Genomic DNA, 14,080 nt, shown 5'->3' on the forward strand with positions numbered 1-14,080 from the left:
GTGCCGTGGACAGAACACGTCGTAACCAGCGTCAAGCCCCAGCTTTCTCTCCAATAACCGGCCTCACCCAAACAGATCGGACAGTACCGCGCGTGATGAGTCGTCCATAACTTGACCCCCTTGGGCCTAGGATCACGAAACTCAGCAGCGACCGTAGGCCAGCTCAGTGGTCCTTCCATCATCTGCAGCCAGTCCGCAACATCAGTCTCGTCGGCTCGTGCAAAGGCTGTGAGCAGTTCCTTTCTGGGTAATCCGTTGGCTTTCGCCAAGCGCTGTAGGTACCCCAAAAGACTTTCGTCGTGGTGTGGTCGTGGGTTGATTAAAAGACCAAACATTCCTACACATCCATAAAATCGAAGACATAAAAATCAGGGGAGTAGAGCCGGGCTGATAAGCCCGGCCCTTGGCCGTCAGGTATTGCTCTCTTCGAACGTCTCAAACGGCTCCCGCTTGCCGAACAGAGGCTGGAAATTGAAGCTCGCACTGAAGGGGTTTCGCTCCTCGGTGGCGTAGCTCCAAACCTCGTCCTCAAAAGCCTGGGCAAGCACCGGAAGTTCAATCCCGGCAAGGTCCTGGACTTGAACCAGCCAAACAGCCCTGTCCACAATCTTTATGAGGTAGTCGATCAATCCATAGGAAGCCAGGTAAAAGCGTCTAATCATCGCTGGCTCAACAAAACTGATGGTTTGAATAGGCAGTTCGCCCTCGATTGCCTGCAACAACATCACGAAATGAAGAGACGCATTAGCGGAGAAGGTGAAGCGATCGAATGCCACCGTGGCCGAAAACCTGCGTCGCAGTTGCTCGTTTGCTAGCAGGAGATTTTCGGTGCGCTTCAGCCCAATCAGAACAAAAGCGATACTGGTTTCATTCATCAGACTCTTGATCCAGTCTGCTGCCTCATACGCACCGTTACGACGATAATCGACCAGATGCTGCGCCTCATCGAGTACCAACATCTCCACGCCAAGGTTCTTCAGGAGGAGGACTACGCGTGCAAATTTAACCTCAGCCGAATGTCCTCGTGCCTCAGCAAAAGGATCCTTCAACTCTGCCAAAATGGCTGCTGCCAGGTTCTTCTTAGTAGGAGACGAAGGCATCTCAACGAACAGAACTGCCCGCTTCTGCGGGTCATGACTCTCCGATTCCTCCAGTGACCGAATGTACTCCTTAACCAATGTGCTCTTGCCCACACCGCTTGGGCCGTGGATCAGCAACCCTTTACTTGCTCTGGTACGCCGACTATCGCCGTGGATTTCTCCTAGTCGCGTCAACGCTCGCTCGACTTGAGGGCTGTGAATAAAACGATCGCGGAGCGTAAAGCTGTATTCACCATGCTCATAGCATTCGTACAGATCGATGGCGTTCATGGCTTAGAACTCCCAGCAGGGCGACGAACCGAGACCTTGAAGGCTGCTGGCGGAATGTTAGGAATAGAGTCACCGGTCCATTCCACTTCAGCGAGTACCTTGGGTGGAGGCGTGCTTTCGGTCACTCGACCCTCCTTGTCAATCTTCGCTATGGCAGCTGCGCGCCGTTTTCTGAGCGTCTGCGAACGGCGGGCCTCGTCTGCATCCTCCATAATTTCCTGGTAGCACCTGTGCGTAGCCTCGAAGCTAGGCTGCTCATTGTATTTTTCTCGCAGCGCTTTCTCGGCAGCCTTCCACACCTCCCTGCTCTTACCGGCCATTCGCTCATCTTTGGCGGGCACTTTGAAGAACAAGTTTCTGAAGCGGTCGTGAACCCAAACGTGCCCGGCTTCGTCTCGATAGCGGACGTTTACCTTTTCTCCGTCTGCCAAACGCATACGGAGCTCAGCAAGTTCCGTAGAGTGGTAGCCCACTTTGGCAACCTCGATGCCGTAATGGTGAACCTTCACCGAGGCCCGCTTGGCCAGAATGCACTCCAACGAATCCAGGTCGACGGGAAGGCTGATGACATGGTTCGCTTCGCTAGTCCCCCAGACTTGAGCCGGTGTCCTGTTGGCCAGCCCCCGATGAGGAGTCTGGTGGTAACCATCGACGATCCATTTCACTACCACCGCTTCCAATTGAGCGAGCGTGAAGCATGCATTCTTCTCCGAGTCGTAATCGCCACGCTGCTGGATATTCGAGAAGGTGGTACCCGGGAGGTTGTGGATAAGCCCCAGGTTCTGTGTGCTGAAAAAGCGTTCTACAGCACCTTTCCTTTGAGGGGCCCTAGAAGCGGGATACATGATCTCGATACCCAACTCGTTGAACCCCATGATGAGATCACCCGCGTGAAATTCCGCCGCGTTGTCTGGGACGATGCGAGCCGGCAGCCCACGTGCCCACCATTCATTTCTCACTTTAGGAAAACGCTTGAGCAGTTCGGCCTTTGGGCGGATTGAGCGTTCGATCACACGAAGCACGGTTTCCGTATTTGGCGCCGACAGGTGAAGCAGATATCCCATCACCATTCGAGAGAAGCGGTCCAGGACGATCGTCAAATAGGGGCGCCCAATACACAGCCCCGAGGTTTCATCCACAAGCTGTACGTCCAATAGCGTGTGATCAATCTCCCACCGTTCCAAAATCTCATGGACACGTAGGACACCCGCCGCAACGCGGTGCTTTTTGTCTGCTGCGTGTTTTCCAAGCCTCTCCTTATCCACAAGATACGGATCCAGCTTGGCGATGTACCTTCGGACAGTCATTCCGCTTGGGATCTTGAGCTGATCCGAGGGCAAACGACTTTTGTTCCTTTCTTTAATCTGGTCCTCAAATTCTGAAACGACCACGCTGACCGCAGGAATCGTATCCCGCAGGTAGGTGCTATTAATCACCCCTTCGAGAATAACTTCGAGCTCGCCCTGTATCGCGGGAGCCCGGCCCTTTTTTGCATGCTGAGGGATCAGCTTTACTACGTTCTGACCAATGTATTTGGCGGCCCAACGCCGAATAGTAGAAACCGAGGGTGCGCATGCATCCCCAATTTTCTTGGCGATTTTTCTAAGGTACTTGATCATGTCTTCGTCACCCGGCAGCTTGTTTTGACCACGCTTGGTTAATGCGTCCAGATACTTGCGTCGACGCAATGCCTCATCCCCATGTTTTTTGGGGAAGCATGAAATATCTGGAGGGATATTCCGTACATACGGAACCTTCCCGAGATAAGGCTGATCAGCGGAAATCTCGATCTCGCGCTTCTCGTAGGCCTCATAGAACTCCTTCTCGGATAGCTTCGTTGGCTCACCAAGCTCATCGAAAAAGAGCAGCTTCCGGTCAATAAGCCTCTTCTCAAGCACCATCAGCACGCCACGAACGATGACGACCAATTTCACCCTAAGGGAAAAGGTTTGCATGACGGTGCCCTCCCTGCAGGAAGACCGGGGAGTCGGTCTCGATTGGCTTATCAAGGTCAATGCCAACCACCCCAAGGCCTAACAAGCGCCAGGCTTTGCTGACACCAACCACGCAGAGCAAATCTGCAAGGGTCATGGGCGGCCTTTCGTTGAAGGCGGCGATTACCTCCTCCAACATTTGACGCGAAAGCTCTGGACCGCGCCGGTGATACATCAGCCTTCGAAGATTGGTAGCCAGGGGCTCACCTTCAACTAACTTCTCAGTGATCACTGAAAAGTTACGGCCGGTGGCGTTGAAGTAGCGCTCAGCGGCATCCAGTCGCTGCCTGACGCTGGCTATCTTCAGTCGGTCGTGAGGCTTCACTTCAAACCACCACTCGCGCCCATCCGCGAGGAAAACCTGTACGTCTGGGTAATATTTGAAGTAGCCCTGGAGCGATGGAACACGTTCCTCACTGGGCTGGGGGACGTAGCCGATGACCGCAGGAGACAGCTCAAGAAGCCGAAAAAGAGCGCCTTCGAGCTGGGACTCCCAGGGCACAGGCTTTTTATTTTTGAGCGATGGGAAGTAGCCGCGGTAATGGTTGGATCGCCGCGTGACCACCTTTCGTACTGTCATGAAACACCTCCGAAAATCTCGAAACGAGCGCCGACGCTGCGCCAAAAAATCAAGGCGCAGGGCGGGCGAAGTGAGGCCTTTCGACAGGCAACACTGTGCCGTCGAGTAGCCTCGCTAAGGTCGAAAAGATGGGAGAGGATTGACAGGGGCTTCGAAAAAGCAGACATTGCGGTTTCCTACGTCGCAAGTCCGCTTCGCTAAGCGCGGTCAGAACCTCTCGGTTTTGGTCGCGTTTTTCTACATTTGGGCCTCCACTTTCTGCTGGAATGGTCTGGATTTAATGACTAATCAGAATTTCCGGAGATCGCCTTGATCTCTTTCTTTCTAAGCAAGACGCTTGTCACCGCACCAGCAGTTTCTGTTTGATCTTAGGTTTTTGCTTCAACTGTCTGATTCGCGTAGACATCCAGTCTGGAAGCTACAAAATGCAGTCATAGATCTTATTCCAACATCCCATTGAAATCTACATTTAATCCAACTAGCCAATTTTGTGTTTCTTACAGTTTCTTGTTATGTATTAAATTAATACAGGCAGATTTAATTAATCTACTTGTATTCCGGTGCAATATTAAATACTTGCTGGATTCGCTACTCCCTTACAGATTCATCCGCCGAGCCCTTCGGCCTGATCTTCCTTTCCACAATCCATACGCAGGTGGCCAGCCTCAGACCAGCCGTTGGGGGGCAGGGTGCCCACAGGAATTGGAAGCAAAAAAAAGCCCGCTAATGCGGGCTTGATGGTGACCGGCAGAGACTAAGATTCGGGCCCGGCCGGTCATCTATTTGTGAAAACGTGCAGCTTTTCTGTGAACCTACAGCCGGTCAGAAGTCCAGGTTAGAAACCGACAGGGCATTGCTCTCGATGAAGTCACGGCGTGGTTCGACCGCATCACCCATCAGGGTGTTGAAGATCTGGTCGGCAGCGATGGCATCTTCGATGGTGACCTTGAGCATCCGGCGCACGGTTGGGTCCATGGTGGTTTCCCACAGTTGCTCAGGGTTCATCTCACCCAGCCCTTTGTATCGCTGGATAGTATGCCGCTTGGTGCTTTCGTTCATCAGCCAGTCCAGTGCTTCCTTGAACTCGCTGACCGCCTTGCGGCGCTCGCCGCGCTGCACATAAGCACCTTCGCCCAGCAGGGTAGAAAGGTTGGCCCCCAGCTTCACGACCGTACGGTAGTCGTTGCTGCCAAAGAAGTCGCGGTTGAACGTGACGTAGCTGGCCAGGCCGTGGGAGGTCACTTCCACTTCCGGCAGCCACACATTGCGCTCTTTGTCTTCGCGCAGGCTAGCCTGATAACCAAGGCCGGACTTCTGGCTGTTGCTCAGGCGCGCCTGGAACTTCACCAGCCAGGCTTGCATCGCAGCATGATCGCCCAATTGCTCGACGGTCACTTCCGGCAGGTAGATGAAATGCTCGGTGATGTCTTCTGGGTACAAGCGCGACAGACGCTTGAGCGTTTTCATCACGCCGCGGAATTCGTTGACCAGGTTTTCCAGTTGTACACCGGCAACCGCTGGCGCCGACTCGTCCAAGTGCAGGCTGGCATCTTCCAGGGCCGACTGGGTCATGTACTCTTCCATGGCCTCGTCGTCTTTGATGTACTGCTCCTGCTTACCTCGCTTGACCTTGTACAGCGGCGGCTGGGCAATGTAGATGTAGCCGCGCTCGACAAGCTCCGGCAATTGGCGGAAGAAGAAGGTCAGCAATAAGGTACGGATGTGCGAACCGTCAACGTCAGCATCGGTCATGATGATGATGTTGTGATAACGCAATTTATCGATGTTGTACTCTTCGCGGCCAATGCCACACCCCAGCGCCGTGATCAGCGTGCCTACTTCCTGGGACGAGATCATCTTGTCGAAGCGCGCCTTCTCGACGTTGAGGATCTTCCCCTTCAGCGGCAGGATCGCCTGGGTACGGCGGTTACGGCCCTGTTTGGCGGAGCCACCTGCGGAGTCACCCTCCACCAGGTACAGCTCAGAAAGGGCAGGGTCCTTTTCCTGGCAGTCCGCCAATTTGCCCGGCAAGCCGGCAATGTCCAACGCGCCCTTGCGACGGGTCATTTCACGGGCTTTGCGGGCCGCTTCCCGAGCACGCGCAGCGTCGATCATCTTGCCAACGACGGCCTTGGCCTCGTTGGGGTTCTCCAGCAGGAAGTCGGCAAAGTACTTGTTCATTTCCTGCTCAACGGCGGTTTTCACCTCCGAGGAAACCAACTTGTCTTTAGTCTGTGAGCTGAATTTAGGGTCCGGGACCTTCACCGAAATGATCGCGGTCAGGCCTTCACGGGCATCGTCGCCAGTGGTGGCTACCTTGTTCTTCTTCGCCAGACCTTCCTGCTCGATGTAGTTGTTAAGGCTACGGGTCAGCGAGGAACGGAAGCCCACCAGGTGGGTACCACCATCACGCTGCGGAATGTTGTTGGTAAAGCACAGCAGGTTTTCGTTGAAGCTGTCGTTCCATTGCAGGGCAACTTCAACACCTACGCCATCCTCGCGCTGCACATTGAAGTGGAACACCTGGTTGTTGACCGGCGTCTTGTTGGTGTTCAGGTACTCAACGAACGCTCGCAGGCCACCTTCGTATTTGAAGAACTCTTCCTTACCACTGCGCTCATCTTTCAGCAGAATGCCGACGCCCGAGTTGAGGAACGACAGTTCGCGAATCCGCTTGGCCAGGATGTCCCAGCTGAAATGGATGTTCTTGAAGGTTTCAGCCGAAGGCTTGAAATGGATATGGGTGCCCGTGGTTTCGCTGTCACCCACAACCGCCATCGGCGCTTGTGGAACACCGTGAACGTAGGTCTGTTCCCAGATCTTGCCGCTGCGGCGAACGGTCAATACCAGCTTCTCGGAGAGGGCGTTTACGACCGAAACCCCAACACCGTGCAAACCGCCGGAGACTTTGTAGGAGTTATCGTCAAACTTACCGCCGGCGTGCAGGACGGTCATGATGACCTCAGCGGCGGAAACACCTTCTTCTTTATGCACATCGACCGGAATGCCGCGACCGTTGTCGCGGACACTGATGGATTCGTCCGGGTGAATAATGACAGTGATGTCATCGCAGTGACCGGCGAGGGCTTCGTCGATCGAGTTGTCGACCACTTCGAAGACCATGTGGTGCAGGCCGCTACCATCATCGGTGTCGCCAATGTACATGCCGGGACGCTTGCGTACGGCATCCAAACCTTTCAGCACCTTGATGCTGGAGGAGTCGTACGTTTGATTTTCGCTCATGCCTTCACTCCCGATGGTCGTGGGTCTGGGTGATACGGCCTTGTTCCACGTGGAACAAAGCAACTGGCGTTTCCGTCTGCCAGCCTTCCCTCAGTAATTCGTGATCTACACAGGTGATGAACACCTGGCAGCGTAATTCTTCAAGCAAGCGGCACAGAGCGCGGCGGTGCTGGTCGTCGAGTTCGGACGGCAAGTCATCCACGAGATAAATACAGTGACCGCGGCGAGCCTGGCTGACGAGGTGGCCTTGGGCAATGCGCAGTGCGCACACCACCAGCTTTTGCTGACCACGCGACAAAATGTCGGCTGCATTATTGGCAGCTAGGCGAAGACGCAGATCAGCGCGCTGCGGACCGGCTTGGGTATGGCCCATTTGCTGATCGCGAAGGAGAGAGGAGGCGAGTACTTCTTGCAGTTCCCGGTCCTTGTCCCAGCCTCGATAGTAGCTCAGGGTCAACCCGTCCAGTTCGACCAGTTCGCTCAGGGTTCGCTCGAAGACGGGCTTCAAGGCCTTGATATAATTGCGACGGTATTCATCTATTTCCGCACTGGCCAGGCACAGTTCCCGGTCCCAGGCGGCTTGCGAAGCTGGGTCAAGTGTACCATGCCGCAACCATGAGTTCCGCTGCCGCAGCGCCTTCTGCAGCCGTTGCCAAGCGGGTAGGAAGCGAGGTTCCACGTGGAACACTCCCCAATCCAGGAACTGGCGACGAATTTTTGGTGCGCCCTCCAGTAGCCGAAAGCTGTCCGGATTGATGAGCTGCAACGGCAGCAGCTCTGCCAACTGCGCAGCGCTACGAGCGTTCTGCCCATCGATGCGAATGGTAAAGTCCCCTTGGCGCTCGCGGGACACACCGAGGTTACAGGTGCCGCCCTCCGTCAATTGCACCTCACCAAACACGGTACAGGCAGCCTGTTCGTACTGTATGACCGGGTTCAAACGGGTGCTGCGGAATGAGCGCGCTAATCCAAGCAAGTGCACGGCTTCCAGCACACTGGTCTTGCCACTGCCGTTGGCGCCGTAAAGGATATTGATGCGGGGGGAGGGTGAGAGCGTCACCGGGTGCAGGTTGCGCACCGCGGTGACCATGATACGTCGAAGGGACATGTCGCCTGCTACAGGTTACAGGCGCATCGGCATGACAACGTAGGAAGAATCATCATTCCCGGCTTCCTGCAGCAGCGCACTGCTGTTGGAGTCAGACAGGATCAGACGAACTTGCTCAGTGGTCATCACGCCCAGCACATCCAGCAGATAGCTGACGTTGAAGCCGATTTCCAGCGAGCTACCATCGTAGTCCACACTGATTTCTTCTTCCGCCTCTTCCTGCTCGGGGTTATTGGCCTGAATCTTCAATTGGCCAGCAGCCAGCTGCAGGCGAATACCGCGGTACTTCTCGTTGGAAAGAATCGCGGTACGGCTGAATGCCTCACGCAACGCCTGACGATCGCCAACCACCACCTTGTCGCCGCCTTTGGGCAATACGCGCTCATAGTCGGGGAATTTGCCGTCTACCAGCTTGGAGGTAAAGGTGAACTCGCCAGTGGTCGCACGAATGTGGTGCTGGCCGAGCACGATGCTGACCATGCCTTCTGGGTCGGTCAGCAAGCGCGCCAACTCCAGGATACCTTTGCGGGGCACGATGACCTGGTGACGGTCGTCTTGCTCGATGGGCGCCGTCATGGAGCACAGGGCCAGGCGGTGACCGTCGGTAGACACTGCACGCAGGGTGTTGCGGGAAACCTCAAGCAGCATGCCGTTGAGGTAGTAGCGCACATCCTGCTGAGCCATGGCGAAGCTGGTGCGCTCGATCAAGCGGCGCAGCTTGCTCTGTTCCAGGTTGCAGGTCAGCGAACCTGGGCCTTCTTCCACTGTGGGGAAGTCGTTTGCAGGCAGGGTGGACAAGGTGAAACGGCTACGGCCGGCCTTGAGCAACAGTTTCTGCTCGTCGACTTTGATATCGATCAGGGCGTCATTGGGCAGGCTTTTGCAGATGTCCATCAGCTTGCGCGCCGGGACAGTGATCTCGCCAGGCTCAGCCGGCTCTTCCAGTTGCACGCGGCCTACCAGTTCGACTTCCAGGTCGGTACCGGTCAACGACAGTTGCTGGCCTTGCACGACCAGCAACACGTTGGACAGGACCGGCAAGGTCTGACGGCGCTCGACGACACCGGCGACCAGTTGCAGGGGTTTCAACAGGGCTTCGCGTTGAATGGTGAAATGCATGGTCTAGTCCCTTGCCTTCAATTAGCTGCGCACACGGCCATCAGGTCGTCAGCGTTCGCAGCAGGTTCTTGTAGTCCTCGCGGATATCCGCGTCGGATTCCTTCAATTCGTTGATCTTGCGACAGGCGTGCAGCACGGTCGTATGGTCGCGCCCGCCAAACATGTCGCCGATTTCCGGCAAGCTGTGGTTGGTCAGCTCTTTGGACAGCGCCATGGCCACCTGGCGAGGGCGCGCCACGGAACGCGACCGTCGCTTGGACAGCAAATCGGAGATCTTGATCTTGTAGTATTCGGCGACGGTACGCTGAATGTTATCCACACTGACCAGCTTGTCCTGCAGGGCCAGAAGGTCCTTCAGCGATTCGCGGATCAGCTCGATGGTGATATCGCGCCCCATGAAATGCGAGTGAGCGATCACCCGCTTCAGCGCACCTTCCAGTTCGCGAACGTTGGAACGGATACGCTGGGCGATGAAGAACGCTGCATCATGCGGCAGTTCGACCTTGGCCTGGTCAGCCTTCTTCATGAGGATGGCTACACGCGTCTCCAGCTCTGGCGGCTCTACGGCAACCGTGAGGCCCCAGCCAAAGCGCGACTTCAAGCGCTCTTCCAGGCCTTCGATCTCTTTGGGGTAGCGGTCGGAGGTCAGGATGACCTGCTGGCCACCCTCAAGCAGCGCGTTGAAGGTGTGGAAGAATTCTTCCTGGGAGCGCTCCTTGCGGGCAAAGAACTGGATATCGTCAATCAGCAGCGCATCTACCGAACGGTAGAAACGCTTGAATTCGTTGATGGCATTGAGCTGCAGCGCCTTGACCATGTCTGCGACGAAGCGCTCCGAATGCAGGTACACAACCTTGGCGTTCGGGTTCTTCTTCAGCAGGTGGTTACCCACAGCATGCATAAGGTGGGTTTTACCCAGACCCACTCCGCCATAAAGGAACAACGGGTTGTAGCCATGCTTGGGGTTGTCTGCGACCTGCCAGGCCGCTGCGCGCGCCAGCTGGTTCGACTTACCCTCGACAAAGGTATCGAAGGTGAAGGTTCGGTTCAGATAGCTGGTGTGCTTGAGCGCACCTTCAACCTGTACGGTGCGCTGTTCGGCCCTGCCACTGGTGGCTGGCGCAGCGGCCGGCTCAGCCATGGCATCGAAGCTGTCGCGCGAAGACGGCTCGGCCATTTCATCCATCGGAACAGATTCGGTAACCGTTACTGCTGCAGGTTCGAGGGTAGCCGCAGCAGGCGCAGCCTTGAGGGTCTGGCTTTTAGCCTGGGTCTGCGCCTGTGAAGCGGCGACCGCAGCACTGACCGGCGCGTTGGGCGCGGCGCGCGGGGCCGAGCTGCGGCGGCTGCCTATTAATAAGGAAAGGGCAGGTGCTATGCCGCTGCCGTTCTCGCCCAACAATTCGAGCAAGCGGCCCAGGTACTTTTCATTGACCCAATCGAGAACGAAACGGTTAGGCGCATAGACGCGCAACTCGTCGCCTTCGGCTTCGACCTGTAGCGGACGGATCCAGGTGTTGAATTGCTGGGCAGGCAGTTCATCGCGCAGAAGCTCCACGCACTGCTGCCAAAGTTCCACTGACACGGATATCCCCTGAGTTTGAAAGCCGGATGAGGCAAAAACAAACCGCCATTGTACCGGTCGAGCGTCCAGTTATCCACATGTGGACACATGAGTAACCATGACAAATCAGCCATTTATCGACCAGATTGGCATGAAGGCGGTGTTGATAAGCTCTGTGGATAACCCGCCATGAGGGCTATGCACAACCCTGAGTTGTAGCCTGTGGATAATTCACATGTGCATAACAGGCTATTTAATCCACAGGTTGCGACCACCTACGAAACAAGTGCAGCACGGCTTCACAACATACTTATGAAACGCTGTACATCCCATTAACCGTGGCCTTGAGTAGGTTATCCACAGAAAGTTATCCACCTAAGCTTTATAGGTTTATCAGAAAAGCTTTTTATATCTCTCTTCTTTTTTTCATGTTGTCCCCAAGGCGTACCTTCGATCAAGCACCCTGGGGGTCATGGCCGAGCAGTGCCGTCCATCACATGCTCTATAGGGAAAGACTGGTTGGAAATTGACCTACGGGCTTGCTTTCTCTAGAATCGCCGGTCTCGTAAAAAGGGGGCCATCCCGGCCCGTCGTCGACAAACCAGGTAACACGCCATGAAACGTACTTTCCAACCAAGCACCATCAAGCGCGCGCGCACTCACGGTTTCCGTGCCCGTATGGCTACCAAGAACGGCCGCGCTGTTCTGTCGCGTCGTCGTGCCAAAGGCCGTAAGCGTCTGGCCATTTGATTTTTCGGCACAGGTGGTGAGTCAGGACTTCAGTCGGGAAAAGCGACTGCTTACACCCCGGCATTTCAAAGCGGTCTTCGACTCCCCAACCGGCAAGGTTCCAGGGAAAAACCTGCTTATCCTTGCTCGCGAGAACGGCCTCGATCACCCACGGCTGGGCCTGGTGATCGGCAAGAAAAGCGTCAAACTCGCCGTTCAACGCAATCGCCTCAAGCGCTTGATGCGCGATTCCTTTCGTCTGAACCAGCAGTTACTCGCCGGCCTGGACATCGTGATCGTCGCGCGCAAGGGATTGGGTGAAGTAGAAAACCCGGAATTGCACCAACACTTTGGCAAACTCTGGAAACGCCTGGCGCGCTCCCGCCCAGCACCAGTAGTCACCGCCAATTGCGCAGGGGTAGACAGCCAAGATGCGTAAACTGGCGCTCGTTCCGATCCAGTTTTACCGTTACGCCATTAGTCCTCTGATGGCCAGCCACTGTCGTTTCTTCCCCAGCTGCTCCTGTTACGCCTACGAAGCCATCGAAAATCATGGCTTGTGGCGTGGTGGGTGGCTGGCTGTTCGTCGCCTGGGGCGTTGTCATCCGTGGAATGCAGGCGGTTTCGACCCCGTTCCACCCGCTCCTTCCTCCCGAACTTCTTCGATAGCCGAGTAATCATGGATATTAAACGCACGATCCTGATCGCCGCGCTGGCAGTCGTGTCCTACGTCATGGTCCTGAAGTGGAACGATGACTACGGCCAAGCTGCCTTGCCGACTCAGAATACTGCTGCCAGCACTGTTGCGCCGGGCTTGCCCGATGGCGTGCCGGCCGGTAACAACGGTGCCAGCGCCGATGTACCGAGCGCCAACGCCGACTCCAGCCCTGCCGAACTGGCACCGGTCGCACTCAGCAAGGACCTGATCCGCGTCAAGACCGACGTCCTTGAGCTGGCTATCGACCCGGTTGGTGGTGACATCGTCCAGCTGAACCTGCCGAAATACCCCCGCCGCCAGGACCACCCGGACATCCCGTTCCAGTTGTTCGACAATGGTGGTGAGCGTGTCTACCTGGCACAAAGTGGCCTGACCGGCGCCAACGGCCCGGATGCCCGCGCCAGCGGCCGCCCACTGTATGCCGCCGAGCAGAAAAGCTACCAACTGGCTGACGGCCAGCAGCAACTGGTGGTCGACCTCAAGTTCAGCGACAACGGCGTCAACTACATCAAGCGCTTCAGCTTCAAGCGCGGTGAGTACGACCTGAATGTCAGCTACCTGATCGACAACCAGAGCAGCCAGCCGTGGAGCGGCAACATGTTTGCCCAGCTCAAGCGTGACGCCAGCGGCGATCCGTCTTCGAGCACTGCGACCGGCACCGCCACCTACCTGGGTGCAGCCCTGTGGACAGCTTCCGAGCCTTACAAAAAGGTCTCGATGAAGGACATGGACAAGGGCAATTTGAAAGAAAATGTGTCTGGTGGCTGGGTAGCCTGGCTGCAGCACTACTTCGTGACCGCGTGGATCCCGGCCAAGTCGGACAACAACGTTGTTCAGACGCGCAAGGACAGCCAAGGCAACTACATCATCGGCTACACCGGCCCGGCACTGAACGTACCTGCCGGTGGCAAGGTTGAAACCAGCGCCATGCTGTATGCCGGTCCGAAGATCCAGTCCAAGCTCAAGGAATTGTCCCCAGGCCTGGAACTGACCGTCGACTACGGCTTCCTGTGGTTCATCGCCCAGCCGATCTTCTGGCTGCTGCAACATATCCACAGCCTGCTGGGCAACTGGGGCTGGTCGATCATCGTGCTGACCATGCTGATCAAAGGCCTGTTCTTCCCGTTGTCGGCTGCCAGCTACCGTTCCATGGCGCGCATGCGTGCCGTTGCACCGAAACTCGCCGCGTTGAAAGAGCGCTTCGGTGATGATCGCCAGAAGATGTCCCAGGCGATGATGGAGCTGTACAAGAAAGAGAAGATCAACCCGTTGGGCGGCTGCCTGCCGATCCTGGTGCAGATGCCGGTGTTCCTGGCCCTGTACTGGGTGCTGCTGGAAAGCGTTGAAATGCGCCAGGCGCCATGGATGCTGTGGATTACCGACCTGTCGATCAAGGATCCGTTCTTCATCCTGCCGATCATCATGGGCGCCACCATGTTCATCCAGCAACGCCTTAACCCAACGCCGCCGGATCCGATGCAGGCCAAGGTGATGAAAATGATGCCGATCATCTTCACCTTCTTCTTCCTGTGGTTCCCAGCGGGTCTGGTGCTGTACTGGGTTGTGAACAACTGCTTGTCGATCTCGCAGCAGTGGTACATCACACGTCGCATCGAAGCAGCCACGAAAAAAGCTGCTGCCTGACGGGCTGCTAC

At 56.2% G+C, this 14,080-nt stretch carries 11 protein-coding genes; 4 read left to right on the plus strand and 7 right to left on the minus strand.

Annotated features, from left to right (window positions below):
• Nucleotides 1–410 precede the first annotated feature (410 nt).
• The 7 genes from QME24_RS09740 to dnaA all read right to left on the minus strand — a co-directional run bounded on the left by QME24_RS09740 (nt 411) and on the right by dnaA (nt 10,999).
• On the minus strand, nt 411–1,370 hold the full coding sequence (locus QME24_RS09740) for a TniB family NTP-binding protein (RefSeq protein WP_280091138.1): 960 nt from the start codon (nt 1,368–1,370) through the stop codon (nt 411–413).
• Nucleotides 1,367–3,325, minus strand: coding sequence for a DDE-type integrase/transposase/recombinase (locus tag QME24_RS09745; RefSeq protein ID WP_280091139.1), 1,959 nt, complete (start codon nt 3,323–3,325; stop codon nt 1,367–1,369). The genes QME24_RS09740 and QME24_RS09745 overlap by 4 nt, the downstream gene beginning before the upstream one ends.
• A complete protein-coding gene (locus tag QME24_RS09750) occupies nt 3,306–3,944 on the minus strand; it encodes a TnsA endonuclease N-terminal domain-containing protein (RefSeq protein ID WP_135003182.1) in 639 nt (212 codons plus the stop codon). The genes QME24_RS09745 and QME24_RS09750 overlap by 20 nt, the downstream gene beginning before the upstream one ends.
• A gap of 822 nt (nt 3,945–4,766) precedes the next feature.
• A complete protein-coding gene (gyrB, locus tag QME24_RS09755) occupies nt 4,767–7,187 on the minus strand; it encodes a DNA topoisomerase (ATP-hydrolyzing) subunit B (RefSeq protein WP_154211356.1) in 2,421 nt (806 codons plus the stop codon).
• A 4-nt stretch (nt 7,188–7,191) separates the two neighbouring features.
• Nucleotides 7,192–8,295 carry a DNA replication/repair protein RecF gene (recF, locus tag QME24_RS09760; RefSeq protein ID WP_054904297.1) on the minus strand — a complete coding sequence of 368 codons (1,104 nt, stop codon included), beginning with the start codon at nt 8,293–8,295 and terminating at the stop codon, nt 7,192–7,194.
• A 15-nt stretch (nt 8,296–8,310) separates the two neighbouring features.
• Nucleotides 8,311–9,414, minus strand: a complete 1,104-nt coding sequence (gene dnaN, locus QME24_RS09765) for a DNA polymerase III subunit beta (protein WP_029886848.1) — start codon at nt 9,412–9,414, stop codon at nt 8,311–8,313.
• A 40-nt stretch (nt 9,415–9,454) separates the two neighbouring features.
• Nucleotides 9,455–10,999, minus strand: coding sequence for a chromosomal replication initiator protein DnaA (dnaA, locus tag QME24_RS09770; RefSeq protein ID WP_029886847.1), 1,545 nt, complete (start codon nt 10,997–10,999; stop codon nt 9,455–9,457).
• A gap of 594 nt (nt 11,000–11,593) precedes the next feature.
• Between dnaA and rpmH the strand changes: the two genes are divergently transcribed.
• The 4 genes from rpmH to yidC are packed head-to-tail and all read left to right on the plus strand — an operon-like array spanning nt 11,594 to nt 14,069.
• Nucleotides 11,594–11,728: a 50S ribosomal protein L34 gene (gene rpmH, locus QME24_RS09775; protein WP_003253163.1), complete on the plus strand. Its 135-nt coding sequence runs from the start codon at nt 11,594–11,596 to the stop codon at nt 11,726–11,728.
• Nucleotides 11,729–11,741: 13 nt separating this feature from the next.
• Nucleotides 11,742–12,146 (plus strand): ribonuclease P protein component, encoded by a 405-nt coding sequence (gene rnpA / locus QME24_RS09780; protein ID WP_029886846.1) that lies wholly within the window; start codon nt 11,742–11,744, stop codon nt 12,144–12,146.
• Entirely contained in the window at nt 12,139–12,384 is a 246-nt protein-coding gene (yidD, locus tag QME24_RS09785) for a membrane protein insertion efficiency factor YidD (protein ID WP_009684672.1), read from the plus strand. The genes rnpA and yidD overlap by 8 nt, the downstream gene beginning before the upstream one ends.
• Nucleotides 12,385–12,386: 2 nt before the next feature.
• Nucleotides 12,387–14,069 (plus strand): membrane protein insertase YidC, encoded by a 1,683-nt coding sequence (gene yidC / locus QME24_RS09790; RefSeq protein ID WP_009684671.1) that lies wholly within the window; start codon nt 12,387–12,389, stop codon nt 14,067–14,069.
• The last annotated feature ends 11 nt before the right edge of the window (nt 14,070–14,080 follow it).

Source organism: Pseudomonas sp. PARCl1 (assembly GCF_947311875.1).
Taxonomy (GTDB): Bacteria; Pseudomonadota; Gammaproteobacteria; order Pseudomonadales; family Pseudomonadaceae; genus Aquipseudomonas; species Aquipseudomonas juntendi.

Bases quoted from the DNA above. Each gene is read 5' to 3' on its own strand.
- QME24_RS09740 (WP_280091138.1), bottom strand. From the start codon at position 1,370: ATGAACGCCATCGATCTGTACGAATGCTATGAGCATGGTGAATACAGC.
- QME24_RS09745 (WP_280091139.1), bottom strand. From the start codon at position 3,325: ATGCAAACCTTTTCCCTTAGGGTGAAATTGGTCGTCATCGTTCGTGGC.
- QME24_RS09750 (WP_135003182.1), bottom strand. From the start codon at position 3,944: ATGACAGTACGAAAGGTGGTCACGCGGCGATCCAACCATTACCGCGGC.
- gyrB (WP_154211356.1), bottom strand. From the start codon at position 7,187: ATGAGCGAAAATCAAACGTACGACTCCTCCAGCATCAAGGTGCTGAAA.
- recF (WP_054904297.1), bottom strand. From the start codon at position 8,295: ATGTCCCTTCGACGTATCATGGTCACCGCGGTGCGCAACCTGCACCCG.
- dnaN (WP_029886848.1), bottom strand. From the start codon at position 9,414: ATGCATTTCACCATTCAACGCGAAGCCCTGTTGAAACCCCTGCAACTG.
- rpmH (WP_003253163.1), top strand. From the start codon at position 11,594: ATGAAACGTACTTTCCAACCAAGCACCATCAAGCGCGCGCGCACTCAC.
- yidD (WP_009684672.1), top strand. From the start codon at position 12,139: ATGCGTAAACTGGCGCTCGTTCCGATCCAGTTTTACCGTTACGCCATT.
- yidC (WP_009684671.1), top strand. From the start codon at position 12,387: ATGGATATTAAACGCACGATCCTGATCGCCGCGCTGGCAGTCGTGTCC.